Source organism: Paenibacillus nitricinens, assembly GCF_052056485.1.
Taxonomy (GTDB): domain Bacteria; phylum Bacillota; class Bacilli; order Paenibacillales; family Paenibacillaceae; genus Paenibacillus_AQ; species Paenibacillus_AQ nitricinens.
Genome location: NZ_CP183948.1, coordinates 5,005,178 through 5,022,027, shown reverse-complemented (window position 1 = coordinate 5,022,027; position 16,850 = coordinate 5,005,178). Strand labels below are relative to the sequence as shown.

Genomic DNA, 16,850 nt, shown 5'->3' with positions numbered 1-16,850 from the left:
CGTGCCTTCTTAGTCTCGATTCAGTATCTTTAGGTTTCCATTCTTTTATTTGTTTTTTCAGTATATGGTATATTGAATTAAATGAAAAAATAACTAAAGGAAGGTTCTCGAATAATGAATTCAGATATTAACAATTTGGTTATCGTAACAGAAAAATTAGAGCAATTCGGCATTAACTATTCCTTGGGTGGGAGTGGTTTATTACTAAGTTTGGGTCTAATCAATTCCGTTCATGACTGGGATATTATGACTGACGCACCTAAAGAAACTGTCATAGATGCTCTACGAAACTTCAAAGTTGATGAACTAAAGAGTGGGGATTATCCTTTCGGAAGTGAGTATAAACTATTAATTCACAAAAGAAACCCTCCGGTTGAAATATTAGGAAACTTCTCGATTCATTCTACTAAAGGGCTTTGTAAAATGCCAACAGTTCCGACTTTGAGTTGGAATAGTGTTCAAGTGTCTGCTCCTGAAGTATGGTTTGTTGCCTATGCTCTAATGAATCGTACGGATAAGGCAAACCTGCTATTCTCATTTTTGAAAAACAACGGAGCGAGGAATGAAATACTTAACAAACTAATGAAAGAGCCACTACCTGATGAATTATTGCACAACTTAAAGTCTCTTTTACATTAAGCGAAATGAAGGATTCCAATATGGAAAAAACTATTTCTCGAAGTGAATTTACTCATATTTATATTGAGCCAAACTTTTTAAGATCTTCAATAATCACGTATGAAAATACTCTTTTTCAGTGCTTGTCAATTCTCAAGTTCTGGAGAAGAGTTTTTTTAATATGTAATATTTCATGAATCATCGTATATCGAATGGGACGTACAGTGGTGTGAGAGATTGGAGATCACTGTCGAATAACATCTTAATTTGTTGTATTATTGATTAAGCTAGTTTTCAAGATTCAAGGAGGGTTATAGTTTGCTTACACTGAGAAGAGCCGAGCCGCGTCAAAGTAAAAAGCTCAGTCTCACATCGCTGCTTACGGGCTTGGTTACGCTGGTGGTTCTACTAACCTCAAGCATTCTTCTGATCGGTTCTTACGAGTCCAAGAAACAATCATTGATGGAGACTACGCTCCATTTGAATTACTACAATGCTGACCGAATGACCAAGACAATGGATTCCTTATTTCAGTCCATGCGCAGCAGTTTGGAATACAGCGCTGCCACACTTTCCGAAGACGGTGGCTCAACGCCGAAGCAAGTAGATGATAATTTGGAACTGATGCGCAATAGTAGCAATTACTTCAATTCTATCGCCGTGGTCGATGCCGACGGGCTGGTCCGCAACGTAGTACCGACTAGTTTGGGGACAACAGGCGACCATATTACTTCTAAAGTCGGTTTGGAAGCTCTGGCGTTCAAAAAACCTTACATATCCTCCCCCTATATGACCCAAACCACCAAGAGACTAATCGTTTTTATGAGTCAGCCGATTTTCAGCAACAAGGGTACATATCGCGGTATTTTGAGCGGCACATTTTATTTGCAGGAGAACAATATTTTGTCTATGATTTTTGGCGACAACAACGTGGACGATTCTGGTTCTTATTATTATATTGTGGATGCAAGCGGGCATCTGTTGTACCACCCGGATAAACAGCTTATTGGGAAGGATGTCAGCAGTAATAACGTTGTGCAGAAACTTATGAAAGGGGAAAGCGGAGAACAGCAAGCGCGCAACACCCGCAGCATTGAAATGCTTGCCGGGTACTCCAGCGTTCCGGCCAACGGATGGGGGATTGTAGTCGTTTCGCCGATTAGTGTCATCCATCATCAACTGATGGGCCACCTTCGGACAATTCTCGGGTATTCGTTATTTCCCTTCATTATACTCCTGATGGGCGTCATTCTCGTAGCGCGCAAGTTGGCCCGGCCTTTTGTCTACCTGGCAAACCTGGTTAGCAGGATGGGCAAGGAAAAAATTGTATTACCAGAAGCAAAGCCGCAATGGAGCCGAGAGGCAGATCTGCTGACCAAGGCTGTGTTGCTTGCCGTGACGGATATTCAGAAGCAGACGGATCAACTGACCCAAGAAGCAGTGACCGATGCTCTGACCGGTTTATTGAACCGTAGATCGTTAGAGTATACGATGAACCAGTGGATTGCCGCAGGTCAACCGTTTTCGCTCATTGTGCTGGATGTAGACAAATTTAAACTGGTGAACGATACCTACGGCCATCTCATTGGCGACGAAGTGCTGAAACATGTAGCCAAAGTTATCGTTGCCTCGTTTCGCCCAGACGATGTTTGCTACCGCTACGGCGGCGAAGAGTTCGTCATCCTACTGGCCCACACTAGACCTGAGGAAGCTTTCAACGTAGCTGAAAGAGTCCGGCGGGCACTGGAACAAAGCGGGGGTCCAATCCCGACACAGGTTACGATCTCCCAGGGAATCGCCCATTATCCTTTTCATGCATTGGAGCGGGAGGGGCTGCTGGAGAAGGCCGATCAGGCGTTATACCTGGCAAAGAGCAGGGGAAGAAACCAGACGATGGTCGCTGATGTTTGAAATAATTGCTTGGCAGCACAGTGAAAACCTTGAGAAATCAAGTTTTTTTGTTTTATATGGAGCATGTAGAAGTTGAAATCCTGTAAAAAAATATTACTCTCAAGTATAGATTGAGGAGAAATTGACGAGATACAATAATAAAAGCTATAATTTCTTTAATGCGCAAAAAATTTCCTGAAGATAGGAGGGAGAGCAAATTAAACTAAAAGAAATTGCGAAAAAGGCAAACGTGTCAATTAGCACGGTGTCCAGGATCATGAACAATCAGGGGAATTTCAGCGAAGAGACACGCAGGAAAGTACTGGAAATTGTTAATGAACACCTAAAACCAGGTGTCGCTCCCTCCAAACTGGCAAACATATCTTATAATATAGTCGTCATCGTTCCAGGGAATAATGACTTCTTCGACAATGATCCGTCTACCTCTGCCGACTTAAATCATTTAAAGGAAGAATTTGAGGATTATGGTCATCAGATTCATATTGTGAAGCATAATACGGACTTGCAGTCCTCGCCAGCGTATAAGCTGTTAAGTGAGGAAAAAGTGGATGCAGCCATCATTTTTGATCCATTTGTTAATGACAAGGTGTTTGAAGAGTTTGAGAAACTCGGCATTCCGTATTTGCTTACGAATGGAAGAACCTATAAGATCGGTCATAACTATATTGACTATGATAACCGTAAAGGCGCTTATAATGTGATTCGATATCTGCATGAATTGGGGCATCAGAAAATTGGAATCATTGCCGGGCCTAAGCAACATCTGGTGAATTTAAACCGGCTGGACGGATGCAAAGATGCATTTCGCGATTTTAAAATGCCATGGTCCGACACTAATGTCCTAATGGGTGCATTTGATCCTGCACATGGATATGAGGCGGTGAAGCAATTGATGAGTGAGGATCCGTCCATAACCGCAATATTTACGTTTAACGACATCATTGCTTTTGGTGCGATGAAAGGATTGGCTGAGATGAACATCCGTATTCCAAAGGATGTCTCGTTAGTTGGTTTTGATGATTTAAAGCTATCGGAGTTTATGGTTCCGCCATTAACTACTGTCCGACGGTTTAGATACGATATTAGCTCTATCATTGTAAAAGTGCTGACCGAGCTGATTATGAACAAGAATATAGCGGAAGTCCAAATCAGCCTGAAGACAGAACTAATTGAGCGGGAATCATGCGCAAAAGTGGCAAATAGGGGGTAGAGGCAGGCACTCTACGCTCGATCTGAACTAGCCGTTCTTTAAATGACTACAATTTGAGGACGGCTATTTGGCGTGTCTAGAGCACACGAAAGTTGCGAAGTTGTTGCGCGAAAAATTGCCTTAAATTTTTATCCGAACGGAGGGGAACAAAGTTGGCGACGTGAAAGAAGACCGGCCTGCAGTTCTGCGAGCCGGTCTTCATAATATTACTTACTAGGATGTTTGAACATGTTGTGTGCCGTTTGGGGAGGTTGTTGTAAGAGATTGGCGGAAGAGCTTCATGTCTATAACGGCGCCCTCCCTTCGTCTCGATTCCTCAGCGGCGAAGGCCATGAGATGACTTTCCAGAGAGGCTTCCGCAGAAGTCAAGGTATTCATATATCTTTCATTTCGGAGGTCGGAAAGGAATTGTTGCATGATCCCATCGTCGCCTCCTTGATGACCACCGTCACTGGTTGGGGTATGAATGATAGACTGTGTCCCTGATGAAAATTCGAATAGATCGATACAGCCGCTTAGTAAATCACCGCGAATTTCCCCTTTGGTCCCCATGATTTGAATGGTGCGATTTATATCGCGCGTAAACCCGCACATGCTGAAAATCACGGTAACTCCATTCTCGAATTCCATATTTACCGTTTGATGATCCACTACATTATTATCCGTCCGATAGACACATTTTCCATAGGGACCATTCAATATCGCGTTCATTCTATTCGTTTCGGTAGGCGGATCTGTTATGAGTGCTGCAAAGTGATTTAATGTAGGGTCTTTCATATAAAAGCGTAATGCTGAATAAGGACAAGTGGATTCCACCTCGCACCCATCCGTACATCGGTTGGTTGATCCAGCAGGTGCATTTTCGACACGAAAGTGGCCTAAAGAACCAAAGGAACTAACTCTCTTGCAATCTGCATCGGCAATCCAACGGATTAGATCCATGTCGTGACAAGACTTGGCCAGTATCATTGGACTTGAGTGTACATCATTCCTCCAATTACCTCTGACAAAGCTATGGGCATAATGGAGGTACCCCACGTTTTCGTTATGTTGAATGGACATTAGGTTTCCGATGAAACCTTCATGAATGAGTTGCTTTATTTTTTTCCAAAAAGGGATATACCTCGAGACATGACAGATTGAAAGCAACCGCCTTTCTTCACGTGCGATCCTCTCCATTTCAATGCACTCAATCGGGTTGTTGGACATAGGTTTTTCCAGAAGAACATGATATCCCTTCCTGAGAGCGGCAACTGTGGGCAGGTAATGATTCTGATCCTGTGTGCAGATAAGGAGCGCATCACAAAGCTTAGGCCCGTTCAATAGATCTTCCCATGTTGAATAAATTTGCTCCGGGATTAGGTTGAATGCTTCGGCAAATCGCGTTCTTCTCTCGTCGTTTGGTTCGGCAACTGCGACTACCTCCGCCTCGTGGGGAAACCTCTGGACATAAGGCATGTAGGATAAAAAACCTCTTGCTCCTGCCCCTATTACAGCTAATTTGATTTTTTTCATAGAATTATCTCCTGAATGTAAGTATTTAGATTTTTCGATACCATGGCAATCGGGAAAGCGGGGCATTCACTTCGACCTGAGCCGGGCCTTCAACGATGCTTCCGTCATCACCCAGCCATTGGCCGTCCGGGAATTGTATCCTTCTAGCTGTTTGACCTTTATTCATAACTGGGGCTACCAGAATGGTCTCGCCAACCATGAATTGATCTTGAATCGTATGGAAGCCTTGATGCGGAAAGACGAATTCCAGACTACGCAGAATTGGAAGCCCATCCTCTGCAGCTTGGCTGGCAAGTCCGGATAGCAGAGGCCCTAACTCTGATCGTATCCGTACGGCGTCCATACACCAGGACAATTCAGCACCATTCAAAACCCGCCAGGGCGCCATAGAAAACTGCATCACGGGAAATAAAGCGGAGCATTGAACAAAACGGATAAAAAGTTCAGCATCAAAACGGAAATCGGGTGAATTAATGTCCCCATCCATTCCTCCGCCTACCATATCAGGGCAGTTGTAGGCATATCCCATCAGGCCCTGGGCAATAGCATTAGGGATAAGTCCGCCCAGCCCGGTCGTAGCATTCCATGTGTGCGTTTTATCGCGTTGCCGCTGAATGAGCGCCTGTCCCCCGAGTTTCCAGCACATGCGCAGTTCACTAAGCGCGTATCCGATTCCTAATCTGGCATATGACTCACAATCTTCCATTGGGCGAACAGGACGTGACCAAGCGATCTCTTTTGTAATGTCATCCATTAGGTCAGGTAATAGAGGTTCTCCTGCATCGAGTTTGAATCCGTCAACTCCATAATCTTCAATCAGCCTGTCTAACTGCTGCCTGAACCATGCCGAGCCTTCTGTGCTTGTATAGTCAACGATTGCGCTGTACCCGTTCCACCATCTCCTCAGGACAGGGGCACCATCAGCATGCTTCATCAAGATGCCGAGTTCCAGTAATTGACGGAATTTAAGGCTATCGGGACTTACATACGGGCACACCCAAAGCATGATCTTAAACCCTAATTCGTGTAAGGATTTGATCATTCTAGCAGGATCGGGGAATCGGTGTTTATCAAAGTCCCATGTTCCATAGTCTTGCATCCAATTATCGTCAATGATTAACACACCAGGGGGCATGCCATTTTGAATAATGGATTTTGCGTAATTGAGGAGCTTTTCCTGTGTCGGTTCGTAAAACATTTCCACCCAGGTACAATATTGCGGTGCCGTGAAGGCTAGTTTGTCAGGTGTAACGCCGGAAGGGGGAAAATGGTTTTTAGATGCATGCTGGTACGCACCTTGAAGGGTTTCGTGTCCATCTTCAAGGCATAGCTTCTGTTTGTGATCGATGGTAAGACTGCTCTCATTAAACGAAAAGGCAAACGGCTCTTCGCACCAAATATACCTTCCAAGATTAGAAATTAATAAGGGAGAAGCTTGATTATCATCCGTCAAACGTAAGTCACGTGTATGTGGCTGGTCGCCAAATGGCATTAAATGCCCTTCGTTTATAACACCTCCCCACCAGAACTCTCCGCTTTTTTGAGGTAATACAGTAATTGTCATCGCAGACACTCCAATCTAAGTTATGAAATAATTTGCGCAATTATTTACTAACATTATGGATTAATCTATATTTCAATGCAAACCTTTTTTATCTTAATATTTAGGCATCAAATCTTTAAAATGAGGCATTTAAAGGGGAGGTAAGATTGAATTAAAATCAATATGTAGGGAGGCAAAGTGATTCGTAGTGAGAATTTACGCAAATATTTGCCTAAATAACTAATTAGGGGGATGTCATTATGAAGAAAAGAAACAAGTTTTCATTTCTGTTTCTAACTGTCTTAACTGTTTTTGCTCTGGTCACAGCTGCCTGCAGCAGCAATACTAACAATACAGCAGATAATAGTCCGAAAAGCAATGCTGGTAATGCTGAGAAAGCGACTGATAAGCCTCAAAAAAACGTAACGCTTACCTATTCCATATGGGATAAAATTCAGCAACCGGCAATGGAAGCCATTGCAAAGGAGTTTACGGCAGAAAATCCAAATATCAAGATCAAGGTCGAAGTTATTCCGTGGGGTGATTATTGGACAAAGATGTCCGCTGCCGCTCCTGCCGGTACACTGCCTGATGTTTTCTGGATGCATGGTGGTCAATTTGTCAAATATGCAACAGGTAAATTCATTGAACCGATCACAAGCAAGATACAGGCTGGAGAAATTGATCTAAATAATTATGCGGCAGACCTTGCTTCCATATATACACTGAAGGGTGAAAATTACGGCATACCGAAGGATTTTGATACGATCGGTTTGGCGTACAACAAAGAGCTCTTCGACCAAGCTAAGATTCCCTATCCAGACGATGCTTGGGATTATGCCAAGCTTGCCGAGGTTGCCAAGCAATTAAGTCAGCCTGATAAAGGCATCTATGGCTTTGGGGCGAAAATGGACACTCAGACCGGGTATTGGAACGATATGTTGGCTAATGGCGGGAGTATTTTATCGGCTGATATGAGTAAGTCAGGCTACGATGATCCGGCTTCCATTGAAGCTTTACAGGCCCGTTATCAAATGACTCTCGACGGCGCTTCTCCAACTCATCAGCAAATGACAGATACGGAAGCCACCGAAATGTTCAAGTCCGGCAGATTAGCGATGATTTTCGACGGATCCTGGCGGATCAGCGACATTGACAGCAGCGAAATTATTAAGGGCAAATGGGATTGGGCTAAATTGCCAAAGGGTAAAGTGAAACGAGCTAATATCATTAATGGTCTGGGCAATGTCATGTCCGCAAGTGGTAAAAACAAAGATGAGGCTTGGTTATTCCTCAAGTTCCTTGGATCTGAAAGAGCAGCGCAAATTACGGCGGAAATGGGTGCGGCTATACCGGCATTCAATGGCACTCAGGATGCGTGGCTAACTTCGAGACCTCACTTGAATCTGAAAATATTCACGGAACAGGTGGCTGATGCGACTCCGTATCCGAGCGGTTCGTTAGCTTACCCGGTATGGTTCGCGAAAGAGCCTGAGATTATGTCGCAAGCGTGGGGCGGAGCAATTTCGGTTGAGGAAGCTGCGAAGAAGGTCGCTGAGATGATGAATCAAGCGATAGAAGAAACGAAATAAGCCATTTATTTAAAATAAAGTGATTCAGGGGACGTTCTTGGAGATCAGGAACGTTCCCTGATGAATAGGGAGTGGTCAGATTGAATTCCAGAAGCAGATATGTATGGGCTTATTTCATGATCGCGCCGACTCTTCTAGGCACATTGGTTTTCTGGGGCTGGCCGGTTCTTCAATCGATTCTGCTGGGATTCCAGCAGTCGGAGAATTTCGGACTCGTTAATCATTGGGTTGGATTTGATAACTATGTGAAGTTATTTAGTGATGGAGAGTTTTGGCAGAATCTGCGCAACACTTTATACTATGTAGTTCTGTTTGTACCAATAACACTTGCCCTTTCTACTTTTTTTGCTGTATTGCTAAATACGAAGATTAAAGGATTATCCGTTTACCGGGTCGTTTTTTTCTTGCCTCAAGTCACAATGCCTGCAGCGGCAGCGATGGTTTGGGTCGTCTTGTTCGCTCAGGACTTCGGGCTCATCAACCATATATTGGGAACTCGTGTAGCCTGGTTGTCTAATCCCAATTATGCCATGTTTGTGTTGGTTATCGTTGGCGTGTGGGGGGCAATTGGCTTGAATATGCTGTTGATTCTTGCAGGTTTGCAAGGGATACCTAAATCACTCTATGAAGCTGCCGAGATTGATGGTGCCAAGAGAATGGGGAAGTTTCGCTATATTACACTTCCCATGCTGACACCAACACTTTTTTTCACGAGCATCATCCTTTTGATTGGAGCAACGCAAATTTTCGACTCCATCTATCTGATTATCGGGAAGACGAATGTAGCACTTCCATCCGTTCGTTCACTTGTTTATGCCTATTACCAAAACACTTTCGTTTATTTTAATCCTAATTATGGCGCAGCAATTATCAATGTATTGTTGTTTATTAACGTCATACTGACAGGGATCCAATTTGCTCTTCAAAAAAAATGGGTCGTCTACGACTAAGAAGGGGGGAAGACAGAAGTGCAGATCACATCAGCGCGGAAGATTAACTCGATTGTTCATGTCATTCTAATGATTAGCGCTATTGCTATGCTCGTTCCATTTATATGGATGGTGCTAACTTCGCTAAAGTCAACGACGGAAGCCACGCAAATTCCGATCCGTTATTTTCCAGAGGCCCCCAACTTAAGAGGATATATAGAGGCGATCAAGCAATCGGCATTTCCGCATTATTACTTAAATACAATTTTTACGGCATTAATGAAAACCGTGTTTCCAGTTATATTTAGTTCGATGGCGGCGTATGCCTTTGCACGGATTAGATTTCCAGGAAGTTCATTTCTTTTTGCATTGATTATATCGGTCATGATGGTACCTAATCCTGTTTTCTATACGCCGCAATACATGATGATGAGTGACTTGGGCTTAGTCAATACGGTGACTGCTCTTTGGATTACCTCGCTGATCAGTCCTTTCGCAACTTTTCTTTTAAGGCAATTTTTCCTAACTATTTCTAAGGAATTGGAAGAAGCGGCAGTATTGGACGGTTGCAATCCATTTCAAATTTATTGGCATATCATGCTTCCTTTAGTCAAGTCGGCTTTAGTTGCGATTGTTATTATTCAATTGCAGTGGGCATGGAATGAACTGCAATGGCCCCTTATCATTAACAGCTCACCTGAGAAGATGACTTTGTCATCGGGTATTGCGACGTTAGTCTCCATGTTCGGAACGGATTACCCGGTATTGATGGCAGGCGCCTTCATGGCAGTGGTTCCGATGATCGTCCTCTTTTTTATATTTCAAAAGCAGTTTATCGAAGGAATTGCATTTAGTGCGCACAAAGGATAAACCGACTGTTTCCATTTGGCATTCTGAAATCGTTCACACTGATTGATAACAGCGTTAACGAGGAGGTTCTATGAATCTATTATCTGTTCAATATACTAGGAAGGCATCATTTAAAGTATTGCTCATCGTATGCTTGTTACTGAGTACGTTCTTTGGGAATGCTGCCGGCACAGTCAATGCGGACCCGGAGCAGGCGCGTGTACCCTCTAATCCATATCCCAGCCCTGCAGTGGATAGTACACTAACCAAGCATGACTTGATGTATGCCCCAAGTCCGCTCGACAATCCGTTGAAAGGGTTCGCACCTTTCTATCCTTGGGAAACGGAGACCTCATTCCCCCACAGCCTGGAATGGTATTATGTCCCTCTGAAAGCAGTGATGAACGGCCCTGATTCATACACATTTGATACCGGTATAGAGCCAGCGCTGAATGCGATTGCAGCAAGAGGGAATCAGGCAGCGATCAGGGTATATCTTGAATATCCGGGCAAAGAGGATGCAATACCGGATTTCATTCATGACAGTGGAGTGACAATGCGTCATAACGATACCTTTAACCAGATCGAGCCTGATTACGATGACCCTGCTATGGTAACTTATTTGACGAACTTTATCCGGGCTTTCGGTGCAAAATATGACGGAGATCCGCGTATCGGATTTATTCATATGGGCCTCGTTGGGCTATGGGGAGAGTGGCATACTTACCCTTATGATGAGGATGAAACGGATGGTTTGCCGAACTATATGCCTAATGCTGAAACCATCGGAACAATCTTCAATGCCTATGATTCTGCTTTCAATCAAACCAAGCTTGAGGTCCGGTATCCCGGCTTGCCGGGCGCATCGGAGTTCAATATCGGATACCATGATGACTCTTTCGGGTATAAGGAAGGTGATCCGCTGCAGAGTGTAACCCAGCCGGAGAGTATGGGCGGAACCTATTACTCGTTTTTGACCAAAATGCTGGGAGCTGGTTCGGAGAATAAATGGATCACGCAATCTGTTGGCGGAGAAGTACGGCCGGAAATTCAGAACAACTTCTTCAGCGGCGGCACTAATGTGGATAATGCAATGGATGATATTGAACTGACTCATGCAACGTGGATGATTAACCAAGGCGGTATCAGCAACTATAATGCCAATGATCCGGCCGTAGCCGCAGGCGTGAGAAAGATGGGCTACGATCTAAATGTGACGAGTGCCTACTATAATAATGTTGCCCAAGGTGCTCCGCTTAAGGTCGGAGTAGCCATTCAGAATAATGGCGTTGCTCCCTTCGCATATCCTTGGAAAGTAGAACTGGGAGTAAAGAATTTATCCGGGAAGCTTATTAAAGAGTGGGATACCTCATGGGATATGACAAAGGTCATGCCATTGCAAATCAGGACATATCCTGAATGGAATCTTCCTGGTGATCCGCAGTACACCCCATTTGGTGAACCCTATTATTTCGATACTTCTATTTCTGCTCCGGATTTGAATGATGGCTATTATTATTTAGTGATGAAGGTCGTTAATCCGTTAGAGGCCATTAGCAATAAGGCTAAAAAGGTGAGATTTGCGAATACGGACCAAGACACAGAAGGCTGGCTCAATTTGGGTCCCGTATTAATCGGGGAGAGTCATTCAACAACACCTCCGACTTCACCACCGCTGCCGCCAAAACGTCTGCTTGTGGATGATTATGATGGTACCCGGACGTGGTCCGGAAGCACCCAAAATGATCTGAATCAATGGACAGGTTCGAGCGGTTTCGCCAACGGGAACGGCGCTGGTGTTATCGAAGATGGCGCACTGGTCCTGCAGTATAAGAATATGTCACGGCTAGAAACCAACATCGGCCGGAATCTTTCAGATACGGGGAAACTGGTCATCCGCGTGAAGGGAGCTGCTGGCGGCGAGGAGAATCAGGTTAGTATCAGTATCGGCGGCGTAACAAAGACACTCAGCCAATTCAGTGGAGATACGATAACAACCAGCTATAAAGATATCGTTATCGACTTGGCTGCCCATGGAGTGGATTTATCGCAGACGATCTGGAGTGTGGCGATAGCACAAGCTACTTGGGATACTACAGGTACCATATATATTGATGAAATCTACTTCACTGATAAGTATGACTCAGATGATGATCCCGGTACTGGACCTGGAACTGACCCTGGTACTAATCCGGGTAATGGTACAGAAACACCAGGACTGATTGAGAATTTCGAATCTTATGGGGATAATGCTGCTCTTGGGCAAGCTTGGACAGAAGCGTGGAGCGATATGCCAGGCTCGGTTACACGGGCGCTGGGCCAAGCGAGCGGAAGCAAAGGCCTCAAGCTTTCGGTCGCAATCCCGGATTCGGATTGGTCGAATATCATTCATGCCATCCCTGCGGAGCTAAGAGATTGGTCCGCTTATGACGGATTAAGCCTCTGGGTGGACAATACAACAACGGATAACAAGAATTTCAGCTTAAACGTTGCGCTGCAGACGCCTGTAGCGAATGGAGAGTTCGGGCTGAAAGATGGCGGGGCTGCCTTGAAGATGGCTGCGGATGGAAGCTGGCATTCAGCGGCATTTAATGGAGGCTCGCTTAATGTTCCGGCCGGATTCAAAGGCGTTGTAAGAATCCCGTGGGATCAATTCGTACAATCTGCTTGGCAGTGCGATGGTGTTCAGGCCGACTGCGCTGCTGTGCTGGATCCTAGTGAAGTAACCGGGCTTCAGTTCGGATATCCGCCAGCAGGATATGTTCATAACGTGATCACAATTGATGACATCAGACTCTATCGCGCTGATAAAGTATTGGAGGATTTCGAATCGTACACAGATGATGCCGCTCTGCAGAACGTTTGGAGAATAGACTGGGAATCCGGTGAACCTTCTACACTTCGCACGCTTGATAAGGTTCATTATTCGAATGGCAGTCAGGCGATGAAATTCTCTGTTACGCCTCCACCGGGCAAAGCTGCCTCCGATTGGGTCAATATCAAACGCGCAGCGTTTACCGGAACGGATTCGGATTGGTCGGCCTTTGATGGACTTACCTTCTGGATCAACCATACATCATCAAGCAATAAAAATATGGATTTGAATATCTCGCTTGTAACAGATGCGCCGAAAGGTGAGTTCTCGTTAAAAGCAGGAGGCGTCGTCAAACTCTACAATGCAGCAGAAGGCTGGAAGGCATCCACTCTTGGTGGAGGTTCCCTGTCGATTGCCCCAGGCTACACAGGAATGGTGAGAATCCCATGGAGCGCGTTTGCCCAGTCCGAGTGGCAAGGCTGCGTTGCCTGCGATGCATCGTTCGACGCAAGCAAGGTGCTGCAAATTCAGTTTGGTTTCGGTCCTGGCAATCAGGCTGATAATGTCCTCAGCATCGACCAGATTGGATTATATGCATTAGCGGGCAGAACAGGCGGATCTGGAGAAGGGCCGGAGAACCCTCCAGTTGATCATCCAAGTCAGCCAGATTGGGTAACATCGGCCGGAACTCATATCTTAAAGTATGCGCAGGCACCGGTTGATAATCCGCTCAAGGGGTTTCTGCCATTCTACGATGCTTCGGAGGAGGCTTATTTCAAAGTAGGTGATGATTGGAGAGATCGTCCTACACAGCTGCCTTACAGCTTGGAGTTCTTCTATTTGCCGCTTAGCAAGCTGATGAACAATCTGAATGACTTTGATTGGTCTGAGCTGGATAAACGGCTAGCAGCGGTAGCCTCCAGAGGTAATCAATCCGTGTTCAGGGTGTATTTGGACTACCCGAACAAACCTTCAGGTATACCGAAATTCCTGCTGGACGAAGGGCTGAAGACTTATGCTTATGATGAATTCGACAATGGCAAAGATGCCGCGAGCTTAGCGCCTGACTATAATGATGAGCATTTACTGGGCGCTTTGGATAATTTCATTAACGCGCTTGGAAATCGTTATGACGGCGACCCGCGGATCGGATCGGTGATGATCGGATTAATTGGCTTCTGGGGCGAATGGCATACGTATCCGTATGACGGGAATCTGAAATCGCCTAACCTGATGCCAACCGATGCTAACCTGAAGCGTGTTCTTACCGCTATGGACAATGCCTTCGACCAAACACAGCTCGTCCTAAGATATCCGATGGACAACAGCACACTTAAGACCAGAAATTTCGATGTCGGTTATCATGATGATTCTTTTGCCTTCCAGACACTCCCGCCAAGCCTGGGCGGACAGGGCTGGCATTTCTGGGGCAGAGTGAATGACGCAGGAGTGACTGAGTTCTGGAAGAACAACGTTATGGGTGGCGAGATGAGACCGGAAATTCAGGTGAAGATGTGGAATAATGATCCGCCAAAATACAATGAACCGTCAACTCCGATCGAAGGGGCGCAGGGAGAGGATTATTACACCAGCCTGGGCTTGACCCATGCATCCTGGCTGATTGCCCAGGGGATATTCCAGACTCCGTTGGATGCTGCATCTTTGGCGAGAGCCACTGAAGGTTCACGCAGGATGGGATATGAATATTATGTGCCCACCGCTTATCTGGACGCTTCAGATGGAAAGCTGAAAGTGGGAGTAGAGCTTGAGAACAAAGGAATAGCGCCGTTCTACTACAACTGGAAGGTAGAGCTTGCAGCCAAATCAGGAAATGACATCATTAAAATCTGGAATCCGGATTGGGATCTGAAAGACATTCTTCCGAATACGAATGGATTTGATAACAACAAGCTGTTTGTATCGGCTGATAATCCGCAATTAGGTAATGGAAGCTATGAAATATTGTTACGCTATGTGAATCCACTTGAGGAAATTAATGCTGATGCCAAAACATTCCGCTTCGCAAATGCTGAGATGGGTGAAAGCGGCTGGCTGAGCTTGGGCAGCGTAGATGTAGCGAATAGTTCTGCCCAAACCCCAGTAAGGGTTACAGGCTTAACGGCGAATACGCCGGAGCAGTTGCAATTGGCTCCAGGTGCAAGCAAGAAGCTTGAGCTCAGTGTAGTTCCGGCAGAAGCTAGTAATTCAAGGGTCGTATGGTCATCGGCAGATCCTAAAGTTGCTTATGTATCCGCCGCAGGCCTGGTCACAGCAGTAGGTGTCGGCCAAACCGTTATTACGGCGAAGTCTTCCGACGGCAATTTAGAAAAGCAATTTAAGCTGACGGTTACAGCGGATACGAACCCGCCTGCTGGAGGCGAACCGACGCCGACACCTGAACCGACTTCGACACCAGCCACATCAACACCGCCGCCAGCAGAGACATCAGCAGTACCTGTATCTGCGACGCCAGTTCCTGCAACACCAGCACCCGTAATCCAGAATAATGGAATCATTCTGGAGCTGGATGGGGCAACGTTTAAACGGACAACGAATAAGGATGGTGTAAGCGAAACAATAGCAGCCATTGATGTGAAGAAGCTACAGGATGCCTTCCTAGCCCTTCAGAACAATCCGGCTGCAGCCAAATCAGGATCAGTAATCATTAAACTGAAGAGTGACGGCGGAAGTGTGAAGGTTAACATTCCATCCTCTGCGTTTGCAGGTGTGGTGGATGAATTGCCGGAAGCATCCGTTGTGATTCAGACGGATTTCGGAAGCTACAAGGTTCCGGTCAAAGTTCTGGGAGTAGCGGCATTAGCGGCGAAGCTTGGCGTTAGCCCGGCAGATATGACCATAAGTATAGTTATAGACCGGGTTTCAGGCAGCACGGCAGAGCTATTGTCTGAGCAGGCCGGCAAAGAAGGTCTGACCTTGCTCACTCCAGCATTCGATTACAAAATCATTGCGCAAGTAAACGGTCTGTCGACTGAGCTGGACAGCTTCGGCAGCACCTATGTCGAACGCACCCTTACTCTTCCGGGATCAATTGATGCGAAGAAAACCACTGCACTCCTGTTCAGTCCGGATACAACGGCATTCAGCTTTGTTCCAGCCCTACTGCTGGATAATGGCGGGATTACCGAAGCTGTAATCAAACGGAACGGGAATAGTATTTATACGGTAGCTTCGGGCACTAAGACGTTCGCTGATCTTCAAGGCCACTGGGCAAAAGCAGACATCGAACTAATGGCCTCCAAGCGGATTATAAACGGTGTTGGAGCTAACAGCTTTTCACCAGATAATCCGGTAACCCGCGCAGAGTTCGCGGCTATTCTCGTCCGTTCCTTGGGACTTAATTCTTTAGGTAAGGTAGCCGGCTTTAAGGACGTATCTACAGGAGACTGGTACGCGGGGGCACTTGCAGCCTCGGCTGAGGCAGGAATCATTGAAGGCTTCAGTGATGGTTCATTTAGACCGGGTGAAGAAATCACCCGTGAACAAATGGCTGTCATGCTGTCCAGAGCGCTGGATTATGTGAACAAATCCGTCCCGGCAAGTGATGGGATTGACACTATTCTCAGGAAATATACAGATAACGGTTCAGTCAGTTCTTGGGCAAAACATCCGGTAGCCGCCCTGCTCACTGCTCAAATCATCCAGGGGAAATCTGCAACAATAATCGATCCAGCTGCCCATGCAAGCCGGGCAGAAGCTGCTGTCATGATTAAACGGCTGCTGCAGTATGTCCAATTTATAAACTGAATAGTTGAGTGAAATACAGGAGCACATGATATGAAATTCATGTGCTCCTGTTCCAACTCAGAGGTATATACATATTGTATCCGCTTTCATATATTTAGTGTAG

9 protein-coding genes are annotated in these 16,850 nt (G+C 45.6%); 7 read left to right on the top strand and 2 right to left on the bottom strand.

The features are described from left to right. The first annotated feature begins 114 nt into the window (after positions 1-114). The 3 genes from ACN6KS_RS22290 (at position 115) to ACN6KS_RS22280 (ending at position 3,739) form a co-directional block, all read left to right on the top strand. Entirely contained in the window at positions 115-639 is a 525-nt protein-coding gene (locus ACN6KS_RS22290; RefSeq protein WP_440960502.1) for a hypothetical protein, read from the top strand. A 297-nt stretch (positions 640-936) separates the two neighbouring features. Next, a complete protein-coding gene (locus ACN6KS_RS22285; protein WP_440960501.1) occupies positions 937-2,529 on the top strand; it encodes a sensor domain-containing diguanylate cyclase in 1,593 nt (530 codons plus the stop codon). 196 nt (positions 2,530-2,725) lie between these two features. Further along, positions 2,726-3,739, top strand: coding sequence for a LacI family DNA-binding transcriptional regulator (locus ACN6KS_RS22280; RefSeq protein ID WP_256989775.1), 1,014 nt, complete (start codon positions 2,726-2,728; stop codon positions 3,737-3,739). A 213-nt stretch (positions 3,740-3,952) separates the two neighbouring features. Here the strand turns inward: ACN6KS_RS22280 and ACN6KS_RS22275 are convergent, their stop codons facing one another. Both ACN6KS_RS22275 and ACN6KS_RS22270 read right to left on the bottom strand, forming a co-directional pair. Continuing rightward, entirely contained in the window at positions 3,953-5,254 is a 1,302-nt protein-coding gene (locus ACN6KS_RS22275; protein WP_341135458.1) for a Gfo/Idh/MocA family protein, read from the bottom strand. A 25-nt stretch (positions 5,255-5,279) separates the two neighbouring features. Next, on the bottom strand, positions 5,280-6,818 hold the full coding sequence (locus tag ACN6KS_RS22270) for a glycoside hydrolase family 31 protein (protein WP_440960500.1): 1,539 nt from the start codon (positions 6,816-6,818) through the stop codon (positions 5,280-5,282). A 239-nt stretch (positions 6,819-7,057) separates the two neighbouring features. On the opposite strand from ACN6KS_RS22270, the gene ACN6KS_RS22265 reads away from it, so the two are divergent. The 4 genes from ACN6KS_RS22265 (at position 7,058) to ACN6KS_RS22250 (ending at position 16,747) form a co-directional block, all read left to right on the top strand. Continuing rightward, positions 7,058-8,389: an ABC transporter substrate-binding protein gene (locus ACN6KS_RS22265; RefSeq protein ID WP_440960499.1), complete on the top strand. Its 1,332-nt coding sequence runs from the start codon at positions 7,058-7,060 to the stop codon at positions 8,387-8,389. An 80-nt stretch (positions 8,390-8,469) separates the two neighbouring features. Further along, positions 8,470-9,339, top strand: a complete 870-nt coding sequence (locus ACN6KS_RS22260) for a carbohydrate ABC transporter permease (protein ID WP_094869502.1) — start codon at positions 8,470-8,472, stop codon at positions 9,337-9,339. Positions 9,340-9,357: 18 nt separating this feature from the next. After that, complete coding sequence (locus tag ACN6KS_RS22255; RefSeq protein WP_373455836.1) at positions 9,358-10,188, top strand: carbohydrate ABC transporter permease; 831 nt, start codon at positions 9,358-9,360, stop codon at positions 10,186-10,188. Positions 10,189-10,258: 70 nt separating this feature from the next. Then, positions 10,259-16,747, top strand: a complete 6,489-nt coding sequence (locus ACN6KS_RS22250) for an S-layer homology domain-containing protein (RefSeq protein WP_440960498.1) — start codon at positions 10,259-10,261, stop codon at positions 16,745-16,747. The last annotated feature ends 103 nt before the right edge of the window (positions 16,748-16,850 follow it).

Coding starts and splice junctions, on each gene's coding strand:
- ACN6KS_RS22270 (WP_440960500.1), bottom strand. CDS start 6,818: ATGACAATTACTGTATTACCTCAAAAAAGCGGAGAGTTCTGGTGGGGA.
- ACN6KS_RS22290 (WP_440960502.1), top strand. CDS start 115: ATGAATTCAGATATTAACAATTTGGTTATCGTAACAGAAAAATTAGAG.
- ACN6KS_RS22250 (WP_440960498.1), top strand. CDS start 10,259: ATGAATCTATTATCTGTTCAATATACTAGGAAGGCATCATTTAAAGTA.
- ACN6KS_RS22275 (WP_341135458.1), bottom strand. CDS start 5,254: ATGAAAAAAATCAAATTAGCTGTAATAGGGGCAGGAGCAAGAGGTTTT.
- ACN6KS_RS22265 (WP_440960499.1), top strand. CDS start 7,058: ATGAAGAAAAGAAACAAGTTTTCATTTCTGTTTCTAACTGTCTTAACT.